This is a genomic window from Mycobacterium sp. Root135 (assembly GCF_001426545.1).
Taxonomy (GTDB): Bacteria; Actinomycetota; Actinomycetes; order Mycobacteriales; family Mycobacteriaceae; genus Mycobacterium.
The window spans coordinates 417,357-444,249 of the sequence record NZ_LMEZ01000006.1; the positions used below are offsets into that span (position 1 = coordinate 417,357).

Here is a 26,893-nt window from a genome sequence, read left to right on the forward strand (position 1 = left end):
TCGGGTGCCCGTCGGCCGTGGCGCACTACATTGGCGGTCATGCGCAGGAATCCAAGGGCAGCCCGCCTTCTCAGCATGCTTCTCGCGGTGCTGACCGTTGGCGCACTGCTGACGCCCAACCTTCCGACGGCCAACGCCGCGCCGCCCCTTCGGCTGACCGACTACGTCACCGACGACGCCGGGGTCTTGGACGCCGGCGCGTTGAGCGGTGTGAAGACCGCAGTCGACGACCTCTACACGGCCCGTCGCGTCCGACTGTGGGTCGTCTACGTCGACACCTTCTCCGGGCAGACCGGGGTGGCCTGGGCTCAACGGGCCATGCAGATCAACAACTTCCAGCCCGACCAGGACGCGATCTTCGCCGTCGCCACCCAGGACCGCGACTACGCACTGCTGGCGGGCACCGCCATCATGAGCAACGCCGATCAGGACAAGCTCCGGCGCAACGAGGTGGAACCGGCCTTGCGCCAAGGCGACTGGGCAGGCGCCGCGACCGTCGCCGCCACCGGGCTGAAGAACGACGGTTCGTCGACCGGGAGCGTGTCGTGGGTGGGCATTGCCATCTTCCTCGTCGTCATCGCCCTGGCGGTGGTCGCGCTGCTGATGTGGCAGCGGGGCAGGCGACGCAAGCGCCGCGAGGCCGAGTTCGCCGCCGCCAAGCGGGTCGACCCGGCCGACCCGAACGCACTGTCGTCGCTGTCACTCGACGCGCTCGACGACCTGTCCAGGTCGATCGTCGTGGAGGTCGACAACGCGGTACGCACCAGCGACAACGAATTGACCCTGGCGGTCGAGGAATTCGGCGAGCGGGACACCGCCCCGTTCACCAAGGCCGTCGAGGGCGCGAAAACGGCACTGACACAAGCGTTCAACGTCCGGCAGATTCTCGACGACACCATCCCCGAGACGCCGCAGCAGCGGCGCGATCTGCTCACGCGCGTCATCGTCGCGGCCGCGCGGGCCGACGACGAGCTCGAGGCGCAGCGCGAGGCCTTCGGAAAGCTGCGTGACCTGGTCATCAACGCACCCGACCGGCTCGACATCCTCACCCAGCAGATGGTCGACCTGTCGGCGCGCATCGAACCCGCCGACCGGACCCTCGAGGTGCTGCACTCGCAGTTCTCCGAGACGGCGCTGGCGTCGATCGCCGACAACGTCGAGCACGCCAAGCAGCGGCTGTCATTCGCCGATCAGAGCATCAGCCAGGCGCGGGCGCTGGTCGCCAAACCCGCGGGCAGCCAGGCCGGACTGGTCGACGCCATCCGGTCGGCGGAGTCCGCGCTTGGCCAGGCCCGCATGCTGCTCGACGCGGTCGACAGTGCGTCCACCGACATCAACAGGGCGGTGGCCGAAATGCCCGCGGCCATCGCCGACATCCAGAACGGCATCACCGCCGCGTCCGGTCACCTGGCCCGTGGCGGCGTTCCGCGTGCCGCCGAGTTGAGCACCGCCCGCGACGAGGCCGTCGCGGCGGTCGTCCACGCGCAGAACGCCGGCACCGCCGATCCGCTGGGCACCTTCACCCAGCTGACCAAGGCCGACGCCACCCTCGATCAGCTGCTCGCGGTGATCAGCGACGAGGTCGAGGCCGCGGCCCGGCTGAAGCGCGCATTAGACCAGGCGCTGTTCAGCGCACAGTCGCAGGTGCGTTCGGTGTCGGACTTCGTCGACACCCGCCGCGGCAGCGTCGGGCCAGAGGCCCGCACCCGGCTGGCGGAGGCAGTGCGGCAACTGCAGGCCGCCCAGTCGATCGGCGCGACCGACCCGTCGCAGGCCATTAAGCACGCCAACGGCGCCGCGATGCTGGCGGTGCAAGCCCAGACGATGGCGAACGCCGACGTCAGCAACGCCCAGCGGCAGTACACCGGACGCCACGGCGGCGGATTCGGCCGCGGAGGCGGCAACACCGGCGCCATCCTCGGCGGCATCCTCATCGGCAACTTGTTGTCCGGCGCGCTGCGCGGCGGTATCGGAGGGGGCGGCGGCGGAGACTGGAGCCCAGGATCGTTCGGCGGGTCGGGCGGCGACTGGGGCGGTGGCGGCGGCCGGTTTTAATTTCCCCCCTTGGCGCGAGCGTGCGTGTCTGCGGGCGACACGCCGCCTTTCGATCGGACTTCGCGCACGCTCACGCGGCCCACGCGCGCTCGCGCTCGGTCTTGATCTGCCGCACCGTGTCGTAGGGCCGCCGCCGCACGTCGTCGGACACGATCGACATCACGTGCCAGTCGAGTTCGCGCAGGGCTGCGCGCTTCTGCCTGTCACGGCGAAAGCTCTCCGGGTCGCTGTGCCAATCGAACCCGTCGTACTCGACGGCCAATTTCACACTCGGCCAAGCAAAGTCGAGCCGCCACAACCGACCGCTCCGGTCGACGAGTTCGTACTGCAGTTCCGGTTTCGGAAGGCCGCCGTCGACCATCATCAACCTGGCCTCGCTCTCCATCGGTGACTCCGCCGCCGGGTCTGCCAGCGGAACGAGGTCGCGGACGTTCACGATCCCCCGTCGTCCGGCCTGTTTCATCACGGCGCGAACCAGGTCGCGTCGACCGCACGTTCCGCTGCGCAGCGCCGCGTCCAGGGTGGCCAAGGCGCGGGGACGACGTAGTCCGCGAGCCACCTCGACTGCGGTCCATCCAGGCTCCGTCACCGGCCTGCCCTCGACCTCGCTCAGCGGCGCTCCGTCGCGTCGGTGCACCACCAGACCGTCGGAGTTGCGCAGCTGATGCCCAAGTGGATTCAGCACGTGAAGGTCGTCGACGCCCTCGGTGTCGAAGCCAAAGGCGGCCGCCGCACTGGAGAGACAGAGAGCGACGGGCTCGCCCGCCCGAAGGTCCAGACCGCGCAGTCGGACGTGGGTATCGGGTTCCACGCGGCTGTAGACCCCCGGCCACACCTTGACCAGATCACCCCGCTGGATGCGGGTGTCGAGTTGGCTGCGACTCAATACGGTCAGCAGCTGACCCGTCGTCGCAACGCCTGCTTGCCCGTTGAAGAGATCGGCGAGATCGTTTGGCACGCAGCCGATCGTCGGTCAGCTGGCGACCGACGACCAGAGCCGCCGCGACATTTGGGGATGAACCGTCGTCTGTGGATAGTCCGCTCGGCGCGAGCGTGCGCAACCTTCGACATTGCAACGGCGTGTCGCCCGCAGACACGCACGCTCGCGGGAAAAGAAAAGAGAGCTAGCAGCCCTTGAGGCGCACGGCGAGGTAGTCCGAGACCGCGTCGATCGACACGCGCTCCTGGGTCATCGCGTCGCGCTCGCGGATGGTCACGGCGTGGTCCTCGAGGGAGTCGAAGTCCAGCGTCACGCAGAACGGCGTACCGATCTCGTCCTGGCGTCGGTACCGGCGACCGATCGCGCCAGCGTCGTCGAACTCGATGTTCCACGACTTGCGGAGCTCGGCGGCGAGATCCTTTGCCTTGGGCGACAGGTCGGAGTTTCGCGACAGCGGCAGCACGGCGGCCTTGACCGGCGCGAGCCTCGGGTCGAGCTTCAACACCGTGCGTTTGTCGATGCCACCCTTGGCGTTTGGCGCCTCGTCTTCGTGGTACGCGTCGATCAGGAACGCCATCAACGACCGCGTCAGTCCGGCGGCCGGCTCGATGACGTACGGCGTGTAGCGAGCCTCGGTGGTCTGGTCGTAGAACGACAGGTCGGTGCCGGAAGCCTTTGAGTGGTTGGACAAGTCGTGGTCGGTGCGGTTGGCGACGCCCTCGAGCTCACCCCACGGGTTGCCTTGGAAGCCGAACTTGTACTCGATGTCGACGGTGCGATCCGAGTAGTGCGCGAGCTTCTCCTTCGGCGTTTCGTAGAGCCGCAGGTTGTCCGGGTCGATGCCGAGGTCGACGTACCACTGCAGCCGCGCGTCGATCCAATACTGGTGCCACTCAGGGGCAGTCGAGGGTTCGACGAAGAACTCCATCTCCATCTGCTCGAACTCGCGGGTGCGGAAGATGAAGTTGCCGGGGGTGATCTCGTTGCGGAAGCTCTTGCCGATCTGGCCGATGCCGAAGGGCGGCTTGCGTCGCGACGTCGTCACCACGTTGGCGAAGTTGACGAAGATGCCCTGGGCCGTCTCGGGGCGCAGGTAGTGAATACCGTCTTCGCTCTCGATCGGTCCGAGGTAGGTCTTCAGCATCATGTTGAAGTCGCGGGGCTCGGTCCACTGGCCCTTGGTGCCACAGTCCGGGCACACGATCTCGGCCATCGGCGCGGCATCCGGGTCGTCGAGACCCTTCTTCTGCGCGTACGCCTCCTGCAGGTGATCCTGCCGGTGCCGCTTGTGACAGTTCAGGCATTCGATCAGCGGGTCGTTGAACGTCGCGACGTGGCCGGAGGCCACCCATACGTCACGCGGAAGGATGATCGAGCTGTCGAGCCCGACGACGTCCTCACGACTGGTGACGACCGACCGCCACCACTGCCGCTTGATGTTGTCCTTGAGCTCGACGCCCAGCGGGCCGTAGTCCCACGCCGACTTGGTGCCGCCGTAGATCTCGCCCGCTTGGTAGACGAGTCCACGGCGCTTCGCGAGATTGGCAACGGTGTCGATGATGGAGGCCACGGGTGAACAGCGTAGCGGGCCACGAAGGGTCGATTGACATGCGCGTCGACGCATGTATTCTGGGCCGTAATGAAAACGGTTTCCAAATCCACCGTGCCGACCCCGGCCGACTCGGCATTGGGCGACGGCGCACTGTCAGACGGGGAGCACGCCGATCACGTGCACGGCGCCGCCCCCGCCCACGACGTGCCGCCACGACCGGTCCTCGACCACGCCGGCGACCTGCTGCGGGCGCTCGCCGCACCGGTCCGCATCGCGATCGTGCTGCAGCTGCGGGAATCCTCCAGGTGCGTCCACGAGCTGGTCGACGTGCTCGCCGTGGCTCAGCCCCTGGTCAGCCAACACCTACGCATCCTGAAGTCCGCAGGCGTCGTCGCCGGGGAGCGCAGCGGCCGCGAGGTGCGGTACCGCCTGGTCGACCATCACCTCAGCGACATCGTGCTGGCCGCGGTCGCCCACGCTGGCGAGTATTCACACGAACACGAAGGAGGCGCGCCCCATGAGCGGTAGTACTGCCGTCCGCTCCACACGTCAGCGAGCCGCCATCTCGGCGCTGCTGGACAACGTGGAGGAATTCCGGTCAGCCCAGGAGTTGCACGACGAACTGCGTCGCCGCGGCGAGGGCATCGGCCTGACCACCGTCTACCGCACGCTGCAGTCGATGGCAGCCGCCGGACTGCTCGACACGTTGCGCACCGATTCGGGTGAATCGGTCTACCGCCAATGCTCGGACCACCATCACCACCACCTGGTGTGCCGAACGTGCGGCACGACGGTCGAGGTGGAGGGCGCCGCCGCGGAGTCGTGGGCGACCGAAGTTGCTGCGCTGCACGGTTTTTCCGATGTCAGCCACACCATCGAGATCTTCGGGGTGTGTGCGGACTGCGCCTCGACCGTCAGCTGACGCCGTCGCGCGCCAGCGCCAAGACCGTTTGCATAGTCAGCGGAGCCAGCTCGACGTCGTCCGCCGAATGCGGGTCGACCCACATGACTTCCTCGATCTCCGCGGCCGCCTTCGGCACACCGTCGAGACTGACCAGGAACAGATCCGCGTCGACGACGTAGCCCGGCTCGTTGGCCGCCGCCGCGGTGAACCGACCGAGCATGCGCGCCGAGGATTCGTCGACGCCGGTGCCCAGTTCCTCGCGGACCTCGCGGACGAGCGCTTCAAGGGGCTCTTCGCCCGGCTCGATCTTGCCGCCCGGCTGCATGAACGCCGACGTGCCCCGTTTGCGGACGACCAGCACGTGGTTGCGTTCGTCGAGGACCACGGCCGCGACGATGCGAATGACACTCACTGGGTCAGGACGCGCCGGACCTCGGCGCCGGTGGTGAGCACCAACAGGATCAACGTACGCAACGCCTCTTCCGACAGGCCCGCGGCGGGAAAGTTGTAGCGCAGCATCACGTCTGCGACCTTGTCGTCGGCGAGCTTTTCGACCAGCGTCACCGTCCCGAGCATCACGATGCCGGCCTGCTCGGCCACCCGGTCGCGAATCTCGTTGGACAGCGGCAGATCCCACGCCAACGGCTGGGTGAGCGACACCATCTCCAGGCCGTCGGCGATCACCACCACCCGTAGCGACGCGACCAGACCGTCCACCGTGACGGTGAGGGCGCCGTCGGACTCCTCGACGAGCGTCGTCACCTCCCCCAGCGCTGAGGTCAACCGTTCCAGCAGACTCGTCATTCGGTTCTGCCGAACCTTCTGTTGCGGTTGACGTACTCCATGCACGCCTCCCACAGGTCACGCCGGTCGTAGTCGGGCCACAGCTTCTCCTGGAAGACGAACTCGGCGTAGGCAGCCTGCCACAGCAGGAAGTTGCTCGCCCGTTGTTCACCCGACGTGCGGATGAACAGGTCGACGTCCGGAATGTCGTCGCGGTGAAGGTGTTTGGCGAACGCGGCCTCGTTGATCCTGCTGGGCTTGACCTTGCCGTCGACCGCCAGCTGCGCCAATTCCTGTGCCGCTTCGATGATCTCGGTCCGACCGCCATAGTTGACGCAGTAGTTGATGGTGATGACGTCGTTGCCGACGGTCATCTGCTCGGCGATGTCGAACTCCTTGATGACGCTGCTCCACATGCGCGGCCGCGACCCGACCCACCGCATCCGCACGCCCATCGCGTTGAGGTTTTCGCGACGGCGACGCACCACCTCACGGTTGAAGCCCATCAGGAATCGCACCTCTTCGGTGCTCCGCTTCCAGTTCTCCGTGGAGAAGGCGTACACGGTGAGGTGCTTGACGCCGATCTCGATCGCGCCGCAGGTGATGTCGATCAGCACCGCTTCGCCCATCTTGTGGCCTTCGGTGCGTCCGAGCCCTCGCTGGGTGGCCCAGCGGCCGTTGCCGTCCATCACCACTGCGACGTGGTTGGGCACCTGGCCCGCCGGGATCAGCGGGGCCGATTCCTTGGACGTGTGTTGCGGCGGTCGAGAGAACTTGCCGTTGGTTTCCGGCGGTAGCTCCGGAAACACCACCGGCCACGAGGACTTGTCCGGGAACGTCGGATAGTCGTCAGGCGCCGGAGGCAACTGCGGGTAAGTCTCCTTCTTGCCCCTGCCCCTTGTCGTAGCCATGTGCCTCATCCTGCCCGAACAGGGCAACTCGTCGTTCGGCGACCGTGCGGTCGACGCGGTACGTACGCTCGACCAGCGGCAAAGTGCGCAATTGACGCTCGAGATGCCATTGCAGGTGCGCGGCCACCAGTCCGCTGGCCTGGCTACGATACGACGCCGTCGACGCCTCGGCAGCGGGCCAGTCGCCGTCGTGCAGGGCGGACATCAGGTCGATCACGCCCTGTGGCGGCGTCACGGAACCGGACGGCCTGCAGTGCATGCACACGCTGCCGCCCGCGGCGACGTGGAACGCCCGGTGCGGCCCCGGTGCCGCGCAGCGCGCGCATTCGGTGAGCGAGGGCGCCCAGCCCGCAATGCCCATGGCCCGCAACAGATATGCGTCGAGGACGAGCTCACGCGGGCGGGTGCCGTCGGCGACCGCACGCAACGCCGCAACGGTGAGCCGGTGCAAGGCCGGAGACGGGGCACGTTCCTCACCGGCCAGCCGCTCGGCCGTCTCGAGCACCGCACACCCACTGGTGTACCGCCCGTATTCGCTGACGATGTCGCTGGCAAACGCGTCGATGGCCTGCACCTGCGTGACCACGTCCAAGTTTCGGCCCGGGTAGAGCTGGACGTGGATGTGCGCGAACGGCTCGAGCCTGGCCCCGAACTTGCTGCGGGTCCGCCGCACACCCTTGGCCACGGCACGGACCAAGCCGTGCTCGAGGGTCAGCAGCGTCACGATCCGGTCGGCCTCGCCGAGCTTGTGCTGGCGCAGCACGACCGCTCGATCCCGGTACAACCGCATCAGCACAGTCTTCCACCTTGGTCCGACGAGCCGCGCCGACCACGCCGCGACGGCGCGGCCCGATATTCTCGAGTCAAATGTCAGACACCTCATTCAACGGGGCCGGCACACGGTCCCCCGGCAAGCACCTGCCCACCCTGACCCAGCTGCAGTACCGGCTGGCCAGCGGCAAAGTCACCTCCGTCGACCTGACGACCCGATCGTTGAAGGCCATCGAGGCCAGTCAGTCCACGCTCAACGCCTTCCGCGTGGTCCTGACCGAGCAAGCCCTCGCCGACGCCGCCGCGGCCGACCGCAAACGCGCTGCGGGACAAGATCTCCCCCTCTTGGGAATCCCGATCGCCGTCAAGGACGACGTCGACGTCGCAGGTGTCCCGACCCGCTTCGGTACCTCGGGTGAGGTGGCACCGGCCACCGCCGACGCCGAGGTCGTCCGTCGGCTGCGCGCCGCGGGCGCCGTCATCGTCGGAAAGACCAACACCTGCGAACTCGGCCAGTGGCCGTTCACCAGCGGACCCGCGTTCGGACACACCCGCAACCCCTGGTCGGCCGAGCACACCCCCGGCGGGTCCTCGGGCGGCAGCGCTGCCGCAGTGGCCGCCGGACTGGTCACGGCAGCCATCGGATCGGACGGCGCGGGCAGCGTGCGGATCCCGGCGGCCTGGACCCATCTGGTCGGCATCAAGCCGCAACGCGGCCGCATCTCCACCTGGCCACTGCCCGAGGCGTTCAACGGGATCACCGTCAACGGCGTCCTGGCCCGCACGGTCGTCGACGCGGCCCTGGTGCTCGACGCCGCATCGGGAAACGCCGAGGGAGACCTGCACAAGCCGGCCCCCGTCACCGCCGCCGAGTACGTCAGCCAGCCACCAGGCCCGCTGACCGTGGCTATGTCGACGAAGTTTCCCTTCACCGGCTTTCGCGCCACCCTTCACCCCGAGATCCTGGCGGCGATGGAGCGAATGGCCGAACAGCTCGAGCACCTCGGCCACACCGTGCGTGCCGCTGATCCCGACTACGGCCTCCGCACGTCGTGGAACTTCCTGTCCCGTTCGACGTCGGGGCTGGTGGAGTGGGCCCACCGGCTGGGACCCGGGGTGACGTTCGACAAGCGCACCACCGCCAACATGCGGACGGGTCGGCTGTTGTCGGAGAAGATCCTGCGCGACGCCCGCCGCCGTGAAACCGAGTCGCAGCGTCGCATCGGCTGGATCTTCAACCTCGCCGACGTGGTCCTCGCCCCGACGACGGCTCTTCCTCCCCCGAGGGTGCACGACTTCGACGAGCGCGGCGGGCTGTCCACCGACCGCGCGATGATCCGCGCGTGCCCCGTGACGTGGCCGTGGAACCTTCTGGGGTGGCCGTCGATCAACGTGCCCGCCGGGTTCACCTCGGACGGGCTGCCGATCGGCGTTCAGCTGATGGGACCCGCGGGCAGCGAGCCGCTGCTGGTGTCGTTGGCCGCCGCGCTCGAGGCGGCCGGCGCGTGGCGGGCCGACCAGCCCGACGTGTGGTGGGGCACTCCCGAGGAGTAAACGTCAGAAGCCAAGCCGCCCAAGTTGTTTGGGGTCACGCTGCCAGTTCTTCGCGATCTTGACGCGCAGGTCCAGATAGACCTTGGTGCCGAGCAGCGTCTCGATCTGGTGGCGGGCAGCCGTGCCGACCTCGCGCAGGCGGGCCCCGCCCTTGCCGATGACGATGCCCTTCTGTGAGTCCCGCTCGACGTAGAGGATGGCGTGCACGTCGATGAGGTCCCCCTGTTCCTCCGAGCGCCCCTCCCTCAGTTCGACCTCGTCGATCACCACCGCCAGCGAGTGCGGAAGCTCGTCGCGGACGCCCTCCAGCGCGGCCTCGCGGATCAGCTCGGCCATGAGGACTTCCTCCGGCTCGTCGGTCAGCTCCCCGTCCGGGTAGAACGCCGGGCCGGGGGGCAACTGCTTGGCGAGCACCCCGGTGAGGAGGTCGACCTGCTCCCCCGTGATGGCCGAGACGGGGACGATCTCGGCGGTGCCGCCGGTCAGCTCGCTGACGGCGAGGAGCTGCGCGGCAACCTTCTCCTTGGAGACCTTGTCGATCTTCGTCACGAGGACCGTCAACGTGGTCCGCGGCGCGACGGCCCTGATCTGCTCGTAGATCCACCGGTCGCCGGGCCCGATGGTCTCGTCGGCGGGGATGCAGAGACCGATCACGTCGACCTGGGAGTAGGTGGCCTTCACCAGCTCGTTGAGGCGCTCACCCAGCAGGGTCCGCGGCCGGTGCAGCCCAGGGGTGTCGACGAGGATGATTTGAAAGTCGGGACGGTGCACGATGCCGCGGATGGTGTGCCGCGTGGTCTGTGGGCGGTTGGACGTGATCGCGACCTTGGCGCCGACCAGGGCGTTGGTCAGCGTCGACTTGCCGGTGTTGGGCCGGCCGACGAAACAGACGAAGCCGGAGCGGAATTCGCTCATTGGTCTTCTTCTTCCTGCTCAGTGGGTTTGACGAGGACGGTGCCGATGCGCACCCGGCCGCGGTGGTCACGACCACCTTCGGCTCGCAGGCGCAGCGCGTCCCACGTCACCTCGACGCCAGGCAACGGCACGCGACCCAGTTCATGGGCCAACAAACCGCCGACGGTGTCGACGTCGAGGTCGTCGTCGAGGTTCAGCTCGTACAGTTCGGCGAGATCCTCCAGCGGCAGCCGAGCGCTGACGCGAAAGTGCTTGTCGCCGAGGTCTTCGACGGGCGCGACCTCGTCGGTGTCGTATTCGTCGGCGATCTCTCCGACGATCTCCTCGAGCACGTCCTCGATGGTGACCAGCCCGGCGATCGCCCCGTATTCGTCGACCAACAACGCCATGTGATTGCGGTCCTTCTGCATCTCACGCAGCAGCGCGTCCAAGGGTTTCGAGTCGGGGACGAACACCGGTGGGCGCATCACCTCGCCAACCCGGGTGTCGATGCCACCGTTGCTGTAATACGTCTGCTCGACGAGGTCCTTGAGGAAGACGACTCCGACGATGTCGTCGACGTTCTCGCCGACGACGGGTAGCCGAGAGTGCCCGCTGCGCACCGCAAGTGAGGTCGCTTGGCCTGCGGTCTTGTCCGATTCGATCCACACCATCTCGGTGCGAGGCACCATCACCTCGCGGGCCAGGGTGTCGCCGAGTTCGAAGACCGACTGGATCATTCGTCGCTCGTCATCGGCGACGACGCCGCTCTGCTGGGCGAGGTCGACGACCTCCCGCAACTCGATTTCCGAGGCGAACGGGCCGTTGCGGAAGCCCACGCCGGGGGTCAGCGCGTTGCCGACCAGCACCAGAAGCCGGCTGATCGGGGTCAATAGCACCGAGATCGCTTGCAGCGGAAGGGCTGCACCCAGCGCGATGCTGTACGCATGTTGTCTGCCGAGCGTGCGCGGCCCCACGCCGATCGCGACGAAGCTGACGACCACCATGATGGCCGCGGCCGCGAGCAGACCCCACTTCAAGCCGAGATCTTCGTAGAGGAACGCGACGAGGAGGACGGTCGCAGCCGTTTCGCACGTGATGCGCAGCAGCACGATGAGATTGATGTAGCGGGGGCGGTCGTCGGTGAGGCGGGCCAGTCGCGCAGCGCCGGGACGTTCGTCGCGGACCATTTCGTCGATCCTGGCGATCGACACCGTGCTGATGGCGGCGTCCACCGCGGCGAACACACCGCCGAGCGCGATGAGCGCCAGCGCGCCGATCAGAGAGGCGAAGGCGCTCACGGTTGGTCGAAGAACTGCGACTTGTCCAACAACCTGCGGTCCTTTTCGCTCTGCTGATCCTGGTGGTAGGCGGCGACCTGGTCGGCCACCCACTCCTCGAGGAGTTCGCGCTGCAGGGCGAACATCTCCTTCTCCTCGTCGGGTTCGGCGTGGTCGTACCCGAGCAGGTGCAGCACTCCGTGCACGGTCAGCAGCGCAAGTTCCTGACCAAGTGAATGTCCGGCCTTCTCAGCCTGTTTGGCGGCGAACTCGGGACACAGCACGATGTCGCCGAGCATCGACGGACCGGGCTCCGGGGCGTCGGGACGACCACCCGGCTCCAGCTCGTCCATCGGGAAACTCATGACGTCGGTCGGCCCAGGCAGGTCCATCCACCGCATGTGCAGGTCGGCCATCGCGGGGGTGTCGAGCAGCACCATGGACAGTTCGGCTCCGGGGTTGACGTCCATCTTGGCGATGACGAACCGTGCGACGCTGACCAATTCGTTCTCGGCGACGTCGATGCCGGACTCGTTGGAGACCTCGATGCTCATCGGCGCTGCCTACCGGTGCCCGACCGCCGGTCGGCCCTGTTGGCCGTGTGCGCTTCGGATGTGGCGTAGGCGTCCACGATCTCCGACACCAGCCGGTGCCGGACGACGTCGGCGCTGGTGAGCTCGGAGAAGTGGATGTCGTCGATGTGATCGAGGATTTCCATCGCGGCGGTGAGCCCGGACTTGGCGCCGTGCAGGTCGACCTGCGTAGAGTCGCCGGTGACGACGATCTTCGACCCGAAGCCCAGCCGGGTCAGGAACATCTTCATCTGCTCCGGCGTGGTGTTCTGCGCCTCGTCGAGGATGATGAACGCGTCGTTCAGCGACCGGCCGCGCATGTACGCCAGCGGCGCAACCTCGATCACGCCCGCGCTCATCAACTTTGGGATCAGTTCCGCATCCATCATGTCGTGAAGCGCGTCGTACAGCGGTCGCAGGTAGGGGTCGATCTTCTCGCTCAGCGTGCCTGGCAGGAAGCCGAGGCGTTCGCCGGCCTCCACCGCGGGGCGGGTGAGGATGATGCGCGAAACCTGCTTGGTCTGAAGGGCGTTGACCGCCTTGGCCATCGCCAGGTAGGTCTTGCCGGTACCGGCAGGACCGATGCCGAACACGATGGTGTGCGAATCGATCGCGTCGACGTAGTGCTTCTGGTTGAGCGTCTTGGGCCGAATCGTCTTGCCACGCCTCGACAAAATGTCGAGGGTCAACACGTCGGCGGGTGACTCGTTGCCGACGCCGGTGATCATGCCGACGCTCGTCCGCACGGCTTCGGGGGTCAGCGTCTGCCCGCCGGCCACCACGGCGATCAACTCGGTCATGACCCGCTCGGCAAGGGCCACGTCGGCCGACTCACCGGACAGGGTCACGGCGTTGCCTCGCACGTGGATGTCGGCGGTCAGCAGGCGTTCCAGCGCGCGCAGGTTTTCGTCGGCGGAGCCGAGCAGCCCCACCACCAAGTCGGGCGGAACACTTATGTTGCTTCGCACGGTGCTGTCCGAGGCTGTGCTGTTGACAGCGGCGGTCGTCTCGCGGGGCGTCACGTGGTGTTCTGTGCCTGCTTTCCGTGCTCAGGGCTGTGGTTGTCTGCTGTGAAGAGCTTACCGCTGGTCACCACATCGACCCAAAGAAGAAGGGGCACCCCTGCCGGGTGCCCCTTCGTCGAGGTGGTGCCGTGTCAGCGGCTCTGCTGCACGGTGTTGTCGGCGTGTGCGATGTTGACCGCCGGAAGCACCGACTTGACCCTCCGGTCGTGGTCGACACCCGCCGAGTATCCCGGCATTTCCAGCACCGGCAGTGTTTCGGCGGATGCGGTCGCTTGCATCGGAGCCGCTACCCCAAGAATGCCCGCAGCAAATGCGCTGGCAACGAGGGTGGCAAGTCCGATCTTCTTTGTGTTCTTCATTTCTTCTTTCGTGCCCTCTGTGGTTGCGTCGACCGGCGGTGGAGCCATCCAACCGGTCTGCTTGCACGAACGCACTGATCAGACGTTTAATTCCGGCTGCGCGAAATGTTGGGTGAAAGCCGGAGATCAAGGTCACATATGCCAGCGCGGCGTCAGAACGCCGAGTGCGCCAAGCGCCACTGCGGCCGCCGATGTGGTCCGCAGCACACTCGGGCCCAACCGGACGGCGGTCGCTCCGGCATCGGTCAACACCCGCAGTTCGTCGTCGCCAATGCCGCCTTCGGGACCGATCAGCAACATCAGCGAGCCGGCCTCGCCGAGCCCCATCGCCGCCAACGGGACGGTGGCGGACTCGTGCAACACCAGCACCGACGTGGAGTCCGCGACCGAGCGCACGTGGGCGGCGAGTTCCTTGGTCGACATCAGCGACGTCACCGGCGGGACGTGGGGGCGGCGCGACTGCCTGGCCGCGGACTTGGCCACCGCCTGCCAGCGCCGAAGCCCCTTCTCCACCTTTGCGGACCCGTCCCAGCGGGCCACACAGCGGTCGGACTGCCAGGCCACGAAGGCGTCGGCACCGGCCTCGGTGGCCAATTCGACGGCCAATTCGGAGCGGTCGGACTTCGGCAGCGCCTGCACGACCGTGACCCCCGGAGACGACGGCGCGACGACGCGCCTGCTCAACACGCGGGTCGTCAGGCTGCCCTTCCCGACGCCGTCGACGACCACGTGCGCGACCGTGCCGGCGCCGTCGCCGAGGTCGAGTTCTTCCCCGACCCGGATGCGCCGCACCGACGCGGCATGAAAGCCCTCGTCGCCGTCGACCACGACGACGCCACCGACCTCGGGTACCGCGTCGACGTAGAACAGCGCGCGACTCACGGCGCTTGCGCTATCGACCGGTGAATGTCTCGCGCAGCCGGCTGAAGAGCCCGCCACCTGCGGGTGCCGCCTGCGTCGACTTCACCTCGGCCACGTCGCGAACCCGGTGCTCCTTGAGCTTCTGGAGCAGCTCGGTGTCCTGATGGTCGAGGCGCGTCGGCACCAGCACGTCGACGTGGGCGTGCAGGTTTCCGCGGACCCCGGACCGCACGTTGGGCATGCCGCGGCCGCGCAGTGTCGTGACGGCTCCTGGCTGAGTGCCTGGTGCGACGACGATGTCGGTGTCGCCGTCGAGTATCGCCTCGACGGTGACCGTGGTGCCCAAAGCCGCGTCGACCATCGGTACGGACACGCTGAAGTGCAGGTCGTCACCGTCGCGAATGAAGACGTCGTGCGGCGCCTCGTGGACCTCGACGTGCAGGTCACCCGCGGGTCCGCCGCCTGGGCCGACTTCACCCTGAGCGGCCAGCCTGACCCGCATGCCGTCGCCGACGCCGGGTGGGATCTTCACGGCGATGTCGCGCCTCGCCCGCACGCGGCCGTCGCCGCCGCAGCGGTGACAGGGGTCGGGGATGACCTCGCCGACGCCCGCGCACACGGGGCACGGACGGGACGTCATGACCTGACCAAGCAGGGAGCGCTGCACGGACTGCACTTCGCCCTGGCCGTGGCAGGTGTCGCAGGTCTCCGGCTTGGAGTCACCGTGGGTGCCCTTGCCGTGGCACACGTCGCACAGGATGGCGGTGTCCACGGTGACGTGCTTGGTGACGCCCGTCGCGCACTCCGACAGGTCCAGCCGCATCCTCAGCAGCGAGTCGGATCCCGGGCGCACCCGGCCGACCGGTCCGCGACCTCCGCCGCCACCGCCGAAGAACGCCTCGAAGACGTCGCCGAGCCCACCGAAGCCGGCGCCGGAGAACCCGTTGCCGAAGCCGTTGCCCGCGCCCGCGCTCTCCATGGGATCGCCACCGAGGTCGACGATGCGCCGCTTCTCGGGGTCGCTCAGCACCTCGTAGGCGACGCCGATCTCCCTGAACTGCGCTTGCGCGGCCTCATCGGGGTTGACGTCGGGATGCAACTCGCGCGCAAGCTTGCGGTACGCACGCTTGATCTCCGAGTCGTTCGCGCCCTTGCTCACCCCGAGCAGGCCGTAATAATCGCGTGCCACGCCAAACCCTTCTTCGCTTCGTGAAGCTGCAGTTGCCGTCTGTCCCAGAGCCCTTAGCGGGCACCCAGGACTTCACCTATGTACAGAGCAACCGCGGCGACGTTGGAGATGGTTCCCGGATAGTCCATCCGAGTGGGACCCACCACACCCATCCCACCGAAGACCTTGCCCGAGCTGCCGTACGTGGTACTCACCACGGACGTTCCAGCCATCTGCTCGGCCGCGGTCTCGTGTCCGATGCGCACCGTCACCTTACCGGCCTCCTCCTGGGCGGCCAGCAATCGCAGCACCACCACCTGCTCCTCCAGTGCCTCGAGCACCGAGCGCAGGGATCCGCCAAAGTCGGCGGTGTTTCGCGTGAGGTTGGCCGTGCCGCCGAGCAGCAAACGCTCCTCGGAGTGCTCGACGAGGGTTTCGACCAGCACCGTCGCCGCCCGACCGACCGCGTCGCCGAGGACGCCGTGGCCGACGAGCTGCGACGCCAGATCCGAGACGGCAACCGACGCGGTGGTGATCGGCTTGCCCTCCAGCGCCTGGCCCAGTCGCTCCCGCAGTGCGGAGAGCTGCACGTCGTCGATGGCGTCGCCGAGTTCCACGATCCGCTGGTCGACGCGGCCCGAGTCGGTGATGACGACCAGAAGGAGCCGGGCCGGCGTCAGCGCGACGACTTCGAGGTGGCGGACCGTCGACGTCGACAGGGTCGGGTACTGAACGATCGCGACCTGCCGGGTCAGCTGGGCGAGCAGTTTGACGGCCCGACGCAGGACGTCGTCGAGGTCGACGCCGGACTCCAGGAACGTGAGGATGGCGCGGCGCTCCGCCGACGACATCGGCTTGACGTCGTCGAGGCGGTCGACGAACTCGCGGTATCCCTTCTCGGTGGGCACCCGGCCCGAGCTGGTGTGCGGTTGGGCGATGTACCCCTCGGCCTCCAGGACGGCCATGTCGTTGCGCACGGTGGCACTCGACACGCCGAGATTGTGGCGTTCGACGAGGCTCTTGGATCCGATCGGCTCCTTCGTGGAAACGAAGTCGGCGACGATGGCGCGCAACACTTCGAAGCGGCGGTCATCGGCAGTACCCATGGTTCACCTCCTAGTCGTCGTCATTTTACGTCGGCCAGCAGCGCCGACGCGCCGCGGCGCCATGCGGAGGGGGCGGTTAGCCTCGACACATGCTCTCCAGGACCGGCCGATGATCTTCAAGGGCGTCCGTGACGGCAAGCCGTATCCGGAGCACAGCCTGACCTATCGGCAGTGGGCTCAGATACCGCCGCGGCAGATTCGCCTCGACGAGTTGGTGACCACCACGACGGTGCTGGAACTGGACCGGCTGCTGTCGGAGGATTCCACGTTCTACGGCGATCTCTTCCCGCACGCCGTGCGCTGGGAGGGCGTCATCTATCTCGAAGACGGCGTGCACCAAGCCGTCCGGGCGGCGCTGCGGAACAGGCCCGTACTGCACGCGCGGGTCTACGACATGGACCTTCCGCTGGATCAGCAGACCTAGCTACGCCAGCAGTTCCCGCACCACCGCGTCGGCCAGCAGCCTGCCGCGATCGGTCAGCACCATGGCCTCGCCCCGGTCGAGCAGCAGCCCCGTCCGACACAATTCGTCGGCCCGCGACCGCTCCCCCGCGTCGAGCAACGTCACCGGAAGCCCGTCGCGCAGCCGAACCGTCAGCATCACGTCCTCGGTGTGCCGCTCGCTGGCGCTCAATTCCTCACGCCCACCCACCGGCAGTTCCCGACGGGCGAGCTTGTCGGCATAGGCGTTGGGGTGCTTGACGTTCCACCACCGCGCACCGTCGGTGTAGCCGTGCGCACCCGGCCCCGCTCCCCACCACTCGCCGCCGTCCCAGTAGCCGAGATTGTGGCGGCACTCGCCGCCCGGCAGGCTCCAGTTGGACACCTCGTACCAGTCGAAGCCCGCCGCCGACAGGCGCGCATCGAGAAGTTCGTAGCGCGTGGCGAGGACGTCGTCGTCCGGTGCGGGCAGCTCACCGCGGCGTACCCGACGCGCCAGCGCGGTGCCCTCCTCGACCACCAGCGCGTACGCCGAGACGTGGTCGACGCCGGCCCCGATCGCCGCGTCGACCGAACGGGCCAAGTCGTCGTCGCTCTCCCCCGGGGTGCCGTAGATCAGATCCAAGTTGACGTGTTCGAAACCCGCCGCGCGAGCATCGGCGGCGGCGGTCAACGCACGGCCGGGCGAGTGCACCCGGTCCAGTACGGCGAGTACGTGTGGGGCCGTCGACTGCATGCCGAGCGACAGCCGGGTGAAGCCGGCATCGCGAAGGCGCGCAAGCAGTTCCGGCGTCGTCGATTCCGGGTTGGCCTCGGTCGTGACCTCGGCGCCTGCGGCGAGGGTGAAGTTGGCGCGAACTGCATCCAGCACCGCGGCGAGTCGCTCGCCGCCGAGCATCGTCGGGGTGCCGCCGCCGACGAACACCGTCGCCACCTCGGGGACGGCGCCCCGCACCGCCAGCGACTCCGCCGCCAACTCCAGTTCGACCTTCATCGCCTGGAGCCAGCCGTCGGGGTTCGCGCCACCCAGTTCGGCGGGTGTGTAGGTGTTGAAGTCGCAGTAGCCGCAACGGGTCGCGCAGAACGGAACGTGGACGTAGACGCCGAACGGCCGAGCATGGGGTCCGTTCATGGCTCCAGTGTTCCAGAGCATGGTTCCAGAGCCGATTTTTGCTCGTGGTGAGCGCAAGATTTGACCGGTTGTATTCAATACCGCTCTTCGTGGCAGAATGTCAGGCGTGACTGCTGCCCAGACCTCGACCACCGGCGTTCCGCTGGTGGTCCGGCGGCATGTCGACTTCAAGCGCGTATGCACCTGTTGCTGTCTGCCTTGACGCCGTAGACCTGTCCACCTGTAACTTCAGCTGGCCGCCGGATCTGCGCCGCCGGACAGCCACCGGTGACGACGCACGATTCCTACGCTGGCTCCCTCGAGAGGGACCATCACATGACCCAGGCCGACGCCAAGCCCGCCAAGCCACCCAAGAATGACGGCCAGTGGGCGCTCGGACACCTTGAGCCACTCAACGCCAACGAGCAGGCCAAGAAGGACGACAACCCGCTCAACGTCCGCGCTCGCATCGAGAGCATCTACGCCAAGGGCGGCTTCGAGAGCATCGACAAGGGCGACCTGCGCGGACGATTCCGCTGGTGGGGGCTCTACACGCAGCGCAAGCCCGGGTATGACGGCACCTGGACCGGTGACGACAACACCGACATGCTCGAAGACGAGTTCTTCATGCTGCGGGTCCGGTCCGACGGCGGCGCCCTCACGGCGGCGGCACTGCGCACCCTCGGCGGCATCTCCACCGAGTTCGCCCGCGACACCGCCGACCTCTCCGATCGACAGAACGTCCAGTACCACTGGATCCGGGTCGAGGACATGCCGGAGATCTGGCGTCGGCTCGACGAGGTCGGCCTTCAGACCACCGAGGCGTGCGGCGACTGCCCGCGCGTCGTGCTCGGCTCGCCGCTGGCAGGTGAGTCACTCGACGAGGTCATCGACGGCACCCCCGCGATCCACGAGATCACCAAGCGGTACATCGGCAAGCCCGAGTACTCCAACCTGCCGCGCAAGTTCAAGACGGCGATCTCGGGCCTTCAGGACGTCGTGCACGAGATCAACGACGTCGCGTTCGTCGGCGTCGTCCACCCCGAGCACGGTCCGGGCTTCGACCTGTGGGTCGGCGGCGGATTGTCGACCAACCCGATGCTCGGCCAGCGGGTCGGTGCCTGGGTGCCGCTCGACGAGGTTCCCGACGTCTGGGAAGGCGTCGTCAGCGTGTTCCGCGACTACGGCTACCGCCGCCTGCGTGCCAAGGCCCGGCTGAAGTTCCTGATCAAGGACTGGGGCATCCCGAAGTTCAGGGAAGTCCTCGAGACCGAGTACCTCAAGCGCCCCCTGATTGACGGGCCTGCGCCGACGCCGGTGCCCCGACCGATCGACCACGTCGGCGTGCAGCGCCTCAAGAACGGGCTCAACGCCGTCGGCGTCGCCCCGATCGCGGGACGCGTGTCGGGCACCATCCTGACCAAGGTCGCCGACCTCGCCGAGGCCGCCGGTTCGGATCGCATCCGGTTCACGCCCTATCAGAAGCTGGTCATCCTCGACGTTGCCGACGACAAGCTCGACGCGCTCCGCGACGGGTTGGATGCGCTTGGGCTGCCGTCGAAGCCGTCGCACTGGCGGCGAAACCTGATGGCCTGCACCGGAATCGAGTTCTGCAAGCTGTCGTTCGCCGAGACGCGTAGCCGCTCACAGCAGTTGGCCCCCGAGCTCGAGGCGCGGCTGGAGGACATCAACGCACAGCTCGACGTCCCCGTGACGATCAACATCAACGGCTGCCCCAACTCGTGCGCCCGCATCCAGATCGCGGACATCGGCTTCAAGGGCCAGATGGTCGACGACGGCAACGGCCCAGAAGAGGGTTTCCAGGTTCACCTGGGCGGCAGCCTCGGCCTGGACAGCGCGTTCGGCCGCAAGCTACGCCAGCACAAGGTGACCAGCACGGAGCTGGGCGACTACATCGAACGGGTCGTCCGCAACTTCGTGAAACAAAGGGAGGACGGCGAGCGTTTTGCAACGTGGGCCGTACGGGCCGACGAAGCGGATTTGAGGTAGTCGATGACCGACGTGATGACCGAAAGCAACCTGATCGCAATCGCCGAGCGCGGTGCAGCCGAACTCGACGGCGCCAGCGCCGAAGAACTTCTGGCGTGGACGGACGAGAACTTCGGCGGTGAATACGTCGTCGCCTCGAACATGCAGGACGCCGTGCTGGTGGCGATGGCAGCCAAGGTGCGCCCGGGCGTCGACGTGTTGTTCCTCGACACCGGCTACCACTTCGCGGAGACCATCGGGACCAGGGACGCCGTCGAGGCCGTCTACGGGATCAATGTGGTCAACGTCACACCGGAGCGCAGCGTCGCCGAGCAGGACGAGCTTCTCGGCAAGGACCTGTTTGCCAGTGACCCGGCGGCGTGCTGCCGGATGCGCAAGGTGGAGCCGCTCGGCAAGGCACTGAAGGGTTACTCGGCCTGGGTCACCGGCATTCGGCGGGTCGAGGCTCCGACCCGCGCCAACGCACCGTTCATCAGCTACGACAAGGCCTTTGGGTTGGTGAAGATCAATCCGATCGCGGCGTGGTCCGACGACGAGATGCAGGCCTACATCGACGCCAACGACATCCTGGTCAACCCACTCGTCTTCGAGGGCTACCCGTCCATCGGGTGCGCACCGTGCACGGCGAAGCCCGTCGAGGGTGCAGATCCGCGCAGTGGTCGCTGGGCCGGTCAGACGAAGACGGAGTGCGGGCTGCACGCCTCGTGACGGCTAACCCCGCCCTGATCCTGGCAGCCCACGGCAGCGCGGATCCGCGTTCGCCGCAGGTGGCACAGGCACTGGCCGGGAGGATTCGCCGGTTGCGCCCCGGACTCGAGGTTCGGGCGGCGTTTCTCGAGACGTCGGCGCCATTCGTCGGCGACGTGCTCACCGATCTCGCCCGCCGCGGCGAATCGGCAGTCGTGGTTCCGATGCTGCTGGCCAGCGCACATCACGCCAGGGTCGATCTGCCCGCCGTGATCGAGCAGTCCGGCGCCGAGGTTCGGGTGGCCGAGGCGCTCGGCGAAGACCCGGCGCTCATCACGTTGCTCGGGCAGCGCCTGGCCGCCGCGGGTGCCCCGGCCGACGGCCGCGACGTGGGTGTCGTCGTGGTGGCGGTCGGCACCTCGAACGACGCCGCCAACGCGCGCACGTCGACGTTGGCCGCTGCCCTCTGTTCGAGAACGCGGTGGGCCGGGGTCGAGGTGGCGTTCGCCACCGGCCCGCACCCGACTGTCGCCGAGGCCGCGATCCGCCTTCGGAGTCGCGGCGCACGACGCCTCGTCGTCGCACCGTGGTTCCTGGCTCACGGCCGCATCACCGACCGGGTCGCGGCGTCAGCTGCCGAACTCGGTGTCCCGATGGCAGAGCCGCTCGGTTCGCACAACCTGGTGGCCGCCACACTGCTCGACCGGTACGACGAGGTTTGCTTCGCGCGCGCCGCCGCGTGAACGGGCAACGCGTCCTTCCGACGAGCCCGATGTGGCGTCAAGTTGCCAGCCGCAAACTCCGGTTTGCCGTCTTCCCCACCTGAGCGGCGCCTCGTCTGCTGCCCAGGTGATGAGCAGTGGCCTGCACCGACTCGGCGATTCGTGCGCGATTTGCTCAACTCGTGGCATTATATTGACGACGGCGTCCAGCCGCCTTCGACCCGCAAACGGTCGTCGGATCGCAATTCGGGGATTGGATTGGGATAGAACATGAATACAGATCGTTTCACTCGTCGCCTGGCGTTGGTCATCGGTGGCGGTGCGATCATCACGATGGGTGCACTGACCGCTTGCTCCAGCAGCAGCGAGACGCCCGCACCCAGCAGCACGACGACGACGACCACCGCGCCGTCAGTCACCCCGACGGAGAAGAGCCTGACCCCCGGTGGGGCCAACAGCTTCTCTCCGCCGGTGAAGGCACCGCCGGCTCCTACGGGCGAGCCCGGCACCCATCGCAGCGGCAGTAGTTCCTAACTCCGGTCGTTCGAGGTTGATTCGACATTCTGCAGGGACGTCACCTGGTGGCGTCCCTGCAGATTTGTTCTCGGTGACCGGGAGTCCCTGATGTTCGATCGACGTACAACCGTGCGTGTGGTCGGGTGCTCGCTGGCCACGTCGTTGGTAGCCGGAGTGGCCGTGCTGATCTCGGCTCACCAATCCGATCCGCCGCCGTCACCGGCTGTGACCATCGCCGGGCCGTATGCGAACCTCCTGGCGAGTTCCACCGATCTCGGTCCGTCCCAACTGGACCACGCTCAACTCACCGTCGGCCTTCGCGACCAGACCCGCCCCGACCCGCTGCTTCGGTGGGCCGAGACCAAGGGACTCGACGTCCGTTGGCAGCCGGGCGAGGACTGGGCCATCGTCGAGGGCGCTCCGCCCGTCGTGGCCGAGGCATTCGACGTTCCCGTCCACGACTACCGCGGCATGCAGGGGCAGGTCTTCTACGCCTCGCCCCAGCAGCCCGAAGTGCCTGCGGCCGTTCGCAACACGGTCAGCGACCTCGGCCGAATCCTCGGATACACGCCGCACCGCGAAGCGCGTCCCGACCACATTCCGCTCGACGTTCCCGGCCAAGGGCTGACGCCGACCGCGCTGCTGACCGCCTACAACGCGAATCCCCTTACCGAGGCCGGCATTACGGGCAAGGGACAGACCATCGTCTTCTTCGCCTTCAGCGGTTACGACCAGGGCGACCTCGACGACTTCGCGGAGATGTCGGGGCTTCCGCCACTGAAGCCGGTCCTCGTCGGCGGCCAGCCCAGCGAGTCACGCGCCGAGACCGTGATGGATCTCGAAGTGGCACATGCGATTGCGCCCGACGCGCGGATGGTCGTCGTCAACGCCCGTCCCACGCTGGAGGGCGGCCGCACCTACGAACGCATCGCGGAGATGTTCGACGCGACCGACAAGCAGTTCCCCGGCGCCGTGTGGAGCTTGTCCATCGGGTGGGGTTGTGACGCGCTGATCACCGCAACGGACCTCAAGCCCGTCCAGTCGGCATTGGAACGCGCCCACCGCAACGGCACCTCGGCCTTCGACGCCAGCGGCGACACCGGGGGGCTCGAATGCAAGGGCGGCGAGAACTGGTCGTCCCCACCAGGCCCCGACGACGTTGGGCTGGACGCGATTTCGTCGCTGCCCGGAATGACATCGGTGGGTGGCACCACGTTGTCCACCGACAAGGACGGCCAGTGGCTGGCCGAACAGGCGTGGATCGACTCTCCCCTGTCCCAGGGCACCAGTGGTGGTGTGTCCAAGCTCTTTCCGAGGCCCGTGTGGCAGCGCAGGCTCTCCGTCGAGCGGGATTCCGGCAAGAAGCAGCGGCGGCTGACACCCGACGTGTCCGCGCTCGCCGATCCGTTCACGGGCATCCGGATCCGGTTCGACCAGCAGGACCTCGTCGGTGCCGGCACCTCGCAGGCGGCCCCGGTGTGGGCCGGTCTCACCGCGCTGATGAACCAGTACCTGCTGGCCAACGGCGGGCAGCGACTGGGTGACGTCAACCCGCTGCTGTACCGGGTGGCCGCGGGCGCGAACGCCCCGGGCTTTCGCGACGTCACGCTCGGCGGCAGCGCGGTCGACGTCGCGGTTCCCGGCTACGACCTCGCGACCGGGCTTGGCAGTCCCAACGTCGCACAGCTCGCCCGCGACTTCCTCGACATCCAGAAGGGGATGGCGCCTCGATGACGACGATGACGTGTCGCATCTGCGCCGTCATCGTCCCGACGGGCGAATTCTGCGGCAACTGCGGGGCGACGGCATCGCCTCGACGCGGGGACGGACCGCCGTGGCTCCGGCTGTCGGCCTACGCGGCGGCACCGGGCGAGCACGTTCTGCGCCCGTCGGTGATCAGCACGCTCTTCCCCTATCTGCCAAGGCATTCGAGGGTGGCATTCGGCGTCGGCCTCGTCGGGGTCGTCGTGTTGTTGGTGGGCACGGCGCTGCCGCTGTGGCAGGCCGCACTGATCGGGGTCGTCGGCATCGGTCTGCCCGCGCTGTTCGTGGCCTACCTCAGGGCGGCCGACGCCGGCAAGGACCCGTCGACGAGCACGCTGGTGGTGACCGCCCTGCTCGGCGTCGCGGGTGGCGTCGGCTGGAGCATCGCGACCGACCTGGCGGCGGCGCGCGTGGACGACGACGCACTCGGCCTGCCCGCAAGTACGCTCGACCTCCTGCTCACCTGCCTCGGGATTCCGGTGGGCTTCCTGATCCTGCTGCTTGCCCCGTTGCTCGTCGTGCGGGCCTGGCGCCGGGGTCTCCGAGAGCCGTTGGTGGGCATGACGATTGGGGCCTTCGGGGCGATCTGCTTCGTGACAGCGGGAAGCATGACGGCGTTGCTGCCGGAGCTCGCCAGCGGCCCCGTCGACCCCGACGGTCAATCCGCCGCCGACCTGGTGGTCGGCGGCTTGATCCAGGCCGTCGCGGTGCCGCTGACGGCTGCGGCGGTCGGGGGCGCGGTCGGTGCCACCCTGTGGTTCGTGCCCCGGCGCGACACCGGACACGCGCCGCGGTGGTTCGCGCTGACCTCGCCGGTACCGGCGATTGCGTTCGGGCTGGTCGCCTATTTGGGTCTTGGCGTGCTGGACTTCATCTCTCCGCCGAGCAACCTCGAGACCGCCGTCTACGCAGTCCTCACGGTGGTGGCGCTCTACGTCCTTCGGATCGTCGTGCATTCCACCTTGCTGCACGCCCAATCCGAAGACGCCCAACCCGACGACGTGGTGCTGTGCCCCGAGTGCGAGCACGTCGTCGCGGATCTGCCGTTCTGCCCTCGCTGCGGGCTCGCGGGCCAGGCCACCTCGAGAACGTCCCGCGCGTGGCGGCGGTCCCATCGGCCCGTGCCGGTGAGCCCGTGACGTCGGCGCCCCCGAAGGCCTGGCCGGGCTACTCCGTCCCCGACGCCAGCTACACCGCCGCGCCGGCGCGGTCGACGTCGCCGACCCGGCTGCTGCTGATCGTGGCGGTCGTCGTCCTCCTGGTCACCGCGGGGTCGGTCGCCCTGTCGGTCTGGCTGAAACCCGCTGAGGCCCTTGTCGTGTGCCCGCCAGACTGCGGCACTCCCCCGATCAGCAAGCCGGTGTCCACCAATCCGCGGTTCACCTCAGACGACGGTGAGTTCTCGGTCTCCTACCCGGGTCCGGAAACGGCGTACGACGCCACCTTCGAACCGAACGGGGTGGTGCTGGACCTGCTCGCCGGCGACGGGGGCACCCTGCGACTCTTCGGCCAGCCCGCCAACGGGCAGACGCCGCGACAGATCGCGGACGACATGCTGCGGGAGCACTATCCGGACGCGACGTTCGACTACGAGATCCCCAACGCCTTCGTCGGATACCAACTCGGGTACGGCGAGGTCGCCGACGACTACCCCGCCGACGCGATTGGCGACGACGACCGCAACCGGGTGCTCATCATGGTCGGGGTGAAGAACGACTACGCGTTGATCGCCGCGGCGGCGGGCCCGTTCCGAGAGTTCAGCCCCGAGTTCGGCTCGGGCCACCCGTCTGGGGCGAACTTCTTCCTCGCCTTGGACATGGCGAAGTACGTCAACAGCTTTACGTGGCGGGGAGACCCGCCGCGCTGAGGTCGGCGGCGGGCAGCTCGGTGCCACCGGGCACCGGGGGAACCCGGGTCGCCCGCACGTAGACCGTGTCACCCTCCTTCAAACCGAGCGCCTCGGCGTCACCGCGGGTGATCTGCGCGGTGAACGACGAGTTGTCCGCCGCGCTGGTGAGCTCGACGCGAACCTCGAAGCCCAGCCACACGATTCGATTGATCACGGCACGGATGACCCCGGTGGACGAGACGTTGCCGTCGGTCTGCGCGAGCGCCATGTCGGGGTTGCGGCCCACTCGGATGTCGTGGGGACGCACCAGCGTGCCGTTCAGCGATGACACGGCACCGAGGAACGACATGACGAAGCCGTTGACGGGGCTGTCGTAAACCTCTGTGGGAGTGCCGATCTGCTCGATGCGGCCCTTGTTGAGCACGGCGATGCGGTCCGCCACGTCGAGCGCCTCGGCCTGATCGTGGGTCACCAGCACGGTGGTGACGTGCACCTCGTCGTGCAGCCTGCGCAACCATGCGCGGAGGTCCTCGCGCACCTTGGCGTCCAACGCCCCGAAGGGTTCGTCGAGCAGCAGCACCTCGGGGTCGACGGCAAGGGCTCGGGCCAGCGCCATGCGTTGGCGTTGGCCACCGGAGAGCTGGCTGGGGTAGCGACTGTGGAACCCGGCGAGCCCGACGATCTCGAGGAGGTTGTCGACCTTGTCCTTGATCTCGGCCTTCGGCATCTTGCGGATCTTCGGACCGAACGCCACGTTGTCGCGCACGGTGAGGTGCTTGAACGCCGCGTAGTGCTGGAAGACGAACCCGATGCCACGCCGCTGCGGCGGCACCCCGGTGACGTCGCGCCCCTTGATGGTGATGGTGCCGGTGTCCGGCTGGTCCAGACCCGCGATCGCGCGCAGCAGGGTCGACTTTCCGGAACCGCTGGGGCCCAGCAGGGCGGTCAGCGATCCCTCTGGGACGTCGAAGTCGATGTTGTCGAGGGCGACGAAGTCGCCGTAGCGCTTGTTGGCGCCGCGCACGGTGATGGCGTTGTGCTGATCGGAACTCATGGGA

Annotated in this window: 29 protein-coding genes; 12 read left to right on the forward strand and 17 right to left on the reverse strand. The window is 67.8% G+C overall.

Going from position 1 to position 26,893, the window contains the following annotated elements; all coding sequences use genetic code 11:
• The first annotated feature begins 39 nt into the window (after window positions 1-39).
• Window positions 40-2,055, forward strand: a complete 2,016-nt coding sequence (locus ASD37_RS18670) for a TPM domain-containing protein (protein WP_056554472.1) — start codon at window positions 40-42, stop codon at window positions 2,053-2,055.
• Window positions 2,056-2,125: 70 nt separating this feature from the next.
• Here the strand turns inward: ASD37_RS18670 and ASD37_RS18675 are convergent, their stop codons facing one another.
• Entirely contained in the window at window positions 2,126-3,013 is an 888-nt protein-coding gene (locus ASD37_RS18675; RefSeq protein WP_056554475.1) for an endonuclease domain-containing protein, read from the reverse strand.
• 166 nt (window positions 3,014-3,179) lie between these two features.
• Window positions 3,180-4,619, reverse strand: coding sequence for a glycine--tRNA ligase (locus tag ASD37_RS18680; RefSeq protein WP_162253281.1), 1,440 nt, complete (start codon window positions 4,617-4,619; stop codon window positions 3,180-3,182).
• A gap of 15 nt (window positions 4,620-4,634) precedes the next feature.
• Between ASD37_RS18680 and ASD37_RS18685 the strand changes: the two genes are divergently transcribed.
• Window positions 4,635-5,075, forward strand: a complete 441-nt coding sequence (locus tag ASD37_RS18685) for a metalloregulator ArsR/SmtB family transcription factor (RefSeq protein ID WP_056554480.1) — start codon at window positions 4,635-4,637, stop codon at window positions 5,073-5,075.
• Window positions 5,065-5,469, forward strand: coding sequence for a Fur family transcriptional regulator (locus ASD37_RS18690; protein ID WP_056554486.1), 405 nt, complete (start codon window positions 5,065-5,067; stop codon window positions 5,467-5,469). The genes ASD37_RS18685 and ASD37_RS18690 overlap by 11 nt, the downstream gene beginning before the upstream one ends.
• Here the strand turns inward: ASD37_RS18690 and ASD37_RS18695 are convergent.
• The 4 genes from ASD37_RS18695 to recO are packed head-to-tail and all read right to left on the reverse strand — an operon-like array spanning window position 5,462 to window position 7,935.
• On the reverse strand, window positions 5,462-5,863 hold the full coding sequence (locus ASD37_RS18695) for an NUDIX domain-containing protein (protein ID WP_056554489.1): 402 nt from the start codon (window positions 5,861-5,863) through the stop codon (window positions 5,462-5,464). The two genes, ASD37_RS18690 and ASD37_RS18695, sit on opposite strands and share 8 nt — an antisense overlap.
• Window positions 5,860-6,255, reverse strand: coding sequence for a hypothetical protein (locus ASD37_RS18700; RefSeq protein ID WP_056554493.1), 396 nt, complete (start codon window positions 6,253-6,255; stop codon window positions 5,860-5,862). Before ASD37_RS18700 ends, ASD37_RS18695 begins: the two co-directional genes overlap by 4 nt.
• Window positions 6,252-7,145 carry a decaprenyl diphosphate synthase gene (locus tag ASD37_RS18705; protein ID WP_056554496.1) on the reverse strand — a complete coding sequence of 298 codons (894 nt, stop codon included), beginning with the start codon at window positions 7,143-7,145 and terminating at the stop codon, window positions 6,252-6,254. Before ASD37_RS18705 ends, ASD37_RS18700 begins: the two co-directional genes overlap by 4 nt.
• A complete protein-coding gene (recO, locus tag ASD37_RS18710; protein ID WP_056555464.1) occupies window positions 7,084-7,935 on the reverse strand; it encodes a DNA repair protein RecO in 852 nt (283 codons plus the stop codon). The genes ASD37_RS18705 and recO overlap by 62 nt, the downstream gene beginning before the upstream one ends.
• Window positions 7,936-8,012: 77 nt before the next feature.
• On the opposite strand from recO, the gene ASD37_RS18715 reads away from it, so the two are divergent.
• Complete coding sequence (locus tag ASD37_RS18715) at window positions 8,013-9,470, forward strand: amidase (RefSeq protein WP_056554498.1); 1,458 nt, start codon at window positions 8,013-8,015, stop codon at window positions 9,468-9,470.
• Between the two features lie 3 nt (window positions 9,471-9,473).
• Here the strand turns inward: ASD37_RS18715 and era are convergent, their stop codons facing one another.
• The 8 genes from era to hrcA all read right to left on the reverse strand — a co-directional run bounded on the left by era (window position 9,474) and on the right by hrcA (window position 16,735).
• Entirely contained in the window at window positions 9,474-10,385 is a 912-nt protein-coding gene (era, locus tag ASD37_RS18720; RefSeq protein WP_056554500.1) for a GTPase Era, read from the reverse strand.
• Window positions 10,382-11,665 (reverse strand): hemolysin family protein, encoded by a 1,284-nt coding sequence (locus tag ASD37_RS18725; RefSeq protein ID WP_056554502.1) that lies wholly within the window; start codon window positions 11,663-11,665, stop codon window positions 10,382-10,384. The genes era and ASD37_RS18725 overlap by 4 nt, the downstream gene beginning before the upstream one ends.
• Window positions 11,662-12,198, reverse strand: a complete 537-nt coding sequence (ybeY, locus tag ASD37_RS18730) for an rRNA maturation RNase YbeY (RefSeq protein ID WP_056554505.1) — start codon at window positions 12,196-12,198, stop codon at window positions 11,662-11,664. The genes ASD37_RS18725 and ybeY overlap by 4 nt, the downstream gene beginning before the upstream one ends.
• A complete protein-coding gene (locus ASD37_RS18735) occupies window positions 12,195-13,238 on the reverse strand; it encodes a PhoH family protein (RefSeq protein ID WP_056554508.1) in 1,044 nt (347 codons plus the stop codon). Before ASD37_RS18735 ends, ybeY begins: the two co-directional genes overlap by 4 nt.
• Window positions 13,239-13,372: 134 nt before the next feature.
• Window positions 13,373-13,648, reverse strand: coding sequence for a hypothetical protein (locus ASD37_RS18740; RefSeq protein WP_235568462.1), 276 nt, complete (start codon window positions 13,646-13,648; stop codon window positions 13,373-13,375).
• Window positions 13,649-13,732: 84 nt separating this feature from the next.
• On the reverse strand, window positions 13,733-14,482 hold the full coding sequence (locus tag ASD37_RS18745) for a 16S rRNA (uracil(1498)-N(3))-methyltransferase (protein ID WP_056554513.1): 750 nt from the start codon (window positions 14,480-14,482) through the stop codon (window positions 13,733-13,735).
• A gap of 10 nt (window positions 14,483-14,492) precedes the next feature.
• A complete protein-coding gene (gene dnaJ, locus ASD37_RS18750; RefSeq protein ID WP_056554515.1) occupies window positions 14,493-15,650 on the reverse strand; it encodes a molecular chaperone DnaJ in 1,158 nt (385 codons plus the stop codon).
• A gap of 53 nt (window positions 15,651-15,703) precedes the next feature.
• Window positions 15,704-16,735 carry a heat-inducible transcriptional repressor HrcA gene (hrcA, locus tag ASD37_RS18755; RefSeq protein WP_056554518.1) on the reverse strand — a complete coding sequence of 344 codons (1,032 nt, stop codon included), beginning with the start codon at window positions 16,733-16,735 and terminating at the stop codon, window positions 15,704-15,706.
• A gap of 109 nt (window positions 16,736-16,844) precedes the next feature.
• On the opposite strand from hrcA, the gene ASD37_RS18760 reads away from it, so the two are divergent.
• Window positions 16,845-17,159, forward strand: a complete 315-nt coding sequence (locus ASD37_RS18760) for a type II toxin-antitoxin system VapB family antitoxin (RefSeq protein ID WP_056554520.1) — start codon at window positions 16,845-16,847, stop codon at window positions 17,157-17,159.
• Here ASD37_RS18760 and hemW read toward each other — a convergent pair whose 3' ends face one another.
• The gene (gene hemW, locus ASD37_RS18765; protein WP_082570246.1) at window positions 17,160-18,308 is read right to left on the reverse strand and encodes a radical SAM family heme chaperone HemW; all 1,149 of its coding nucleotides are present in this window, start codon (window positions 18,306-18,308) and stop codon (window positions 17,160-17,162) included. It lies immediately after the preceding gene.
• 97 nt (window positions 18,309-18,405) lie between these two features.
• Here hemW and ASD37_RS32720 point away from each other — a divergent pair, with 97 nt between their 5' ends.
• The 4 genes from ASD37_RS32720 to ASD37_RS18780 all read left to right on the forward strand — a co-directional run bounded on the left by ASD37_RS32720 (window position 18,406) and on the right by ASD37_RS18780 (window position 21,727).
• Window positions 18,406-18,510, forward strand: a complete 105-nt coding sequence (locus ASD37_RS32720) for an Ms4527A family Cys-rich leader peptide (protein WP_369334291.1) — start codon at window positions 18,406-18,408, stop codon at window positions 18,508-18,510.
• 113 nt (window positions 18,511-18,623) lie between these two features.
• Window positions 18,624-20,297 carry a nitrite/sulfite reductase gene (locus ASD37_RS18770; RefSeq protein ID WP_056554526.1) on the forward strand — a complete coding sequence of 558 codons (1,674 nt, stop codon included), beginning with the start codon at window positions 18,624-18,626 and terminating at the stop codon, window positions 20,295-20,297.
• A 3-nt stretch (window positions 20,298-20,300) separates the two neighbouring features.
• Window positions 20,301-21,005, forward strand: coding sequence for a phosphoadenylyl-sulfate reductase (locus ASD37_RS18775; RefSeq protein ID WP_056554528.1), 705 nt, complete (start codon window positions 20,301-20,303; stop codon window positions 21,003-21,005).
• Window positions 21,002-21,727: a sirohydrochlorin chelatase gene (locus ASD37_RS18780; RefSeq protein WP_235568463.1), complete on the forward strand. Its 726-nt coding sequence runs from the start codon at window positions 21,002-21,004 to the stop codon at window positions 21,725-21,727. The genes ASD37_RS18775 and ASD37_RS18780 overlap by 4 nt, the downstream gene beginning before the upstream one ends.
• A 167-nt stretch (window positions 21,728-21,894) precedes the next feature.
• Here ASD37_RS18780 and ASD37_RS32725 read toward each other — a convergent pair whose 3' ends face one another.
• Window positions 21,895-22,215, reverse strand: a complete 321-nt coding sequence (locus ASD37_RS32725; protein WP_056554534.1) for a hypothetical protein — start codon at window positions 22,213-22,215, stop codon at window positions 21,895-21,897.
• A 115-nt stretch (window positions 22,216-22,330) separates the two neighbouring features.
• Here ASD37_RS32725 and ASD37_RS18790 point away from each other — a divergent pair, with 115 nt between their 5' ends.
• From ASD37_RS18790 to ASD37_RS18800, 3 genes are read left to right on the forward strand one after another with little or no spacing between them, the layout of a single operon-like run.
• Complete coding sequence (locus tag ASD37_RS18790) at window positions 22,331-23,956, forward strand: S53 family peptidase (protein ID WP_056554537.1); 1,626 nt, start codon at window positions 22,331-22,333, stop codon at window positions 23,954-23,956.
• The gene (locus tag ASD37_RS18795) at window positions 23,953-25,125 is read left to right on the forward strand and encodes a hypothetical protein (RefSeq protein WP_056554540.1); all 1,173 of its coding nucleotides are present in this window, start codon (window positions 23,953-23,955) and stop codon (window positions 25,123-25,125) included. The genes ASD37_RS18790 and ASD37_RS18795 overlap by 4 nt, the downstream gene beginning before the upstream one ends.
• On the forward strand, window positions 25,086-25,853 hold the full coding sequence (locus ASD37_RS18800; RefSeq protein ID WP_235568464.1) for a hypothetical protein: 768 nt from the start codon (window positions 25,086-25,088) through the stop codon (window positions 25,851-25,853). The genes ASD37_RS18795 and ASD37_RS18800 overlap by 40 nt, the downstream gene beginning before the upstream one ends.
• Here the strand turns inward: ASD37_RS18800 and ASD37_RS18805 are convergent.
• The gene (locus ASD37_RS18805; protein ID WP_056554546.1) at window positions 25,825-26,889 is read right to left on the reverse strand and encodes a sulfate/molybdate ABC transporter ATP-binding protein; all 1,065 of its coding nucleotides are present in this window, start codon (window positions 26,887-26,889) and stop codon (window positions 25,825-25,827) included. The genes ASD37_RS18800 and ASD37_RS18805 overlap by 29 nt on opposite strands.
• Window positions 26,890-26,893: the final 4 nt, after the last annotated feature.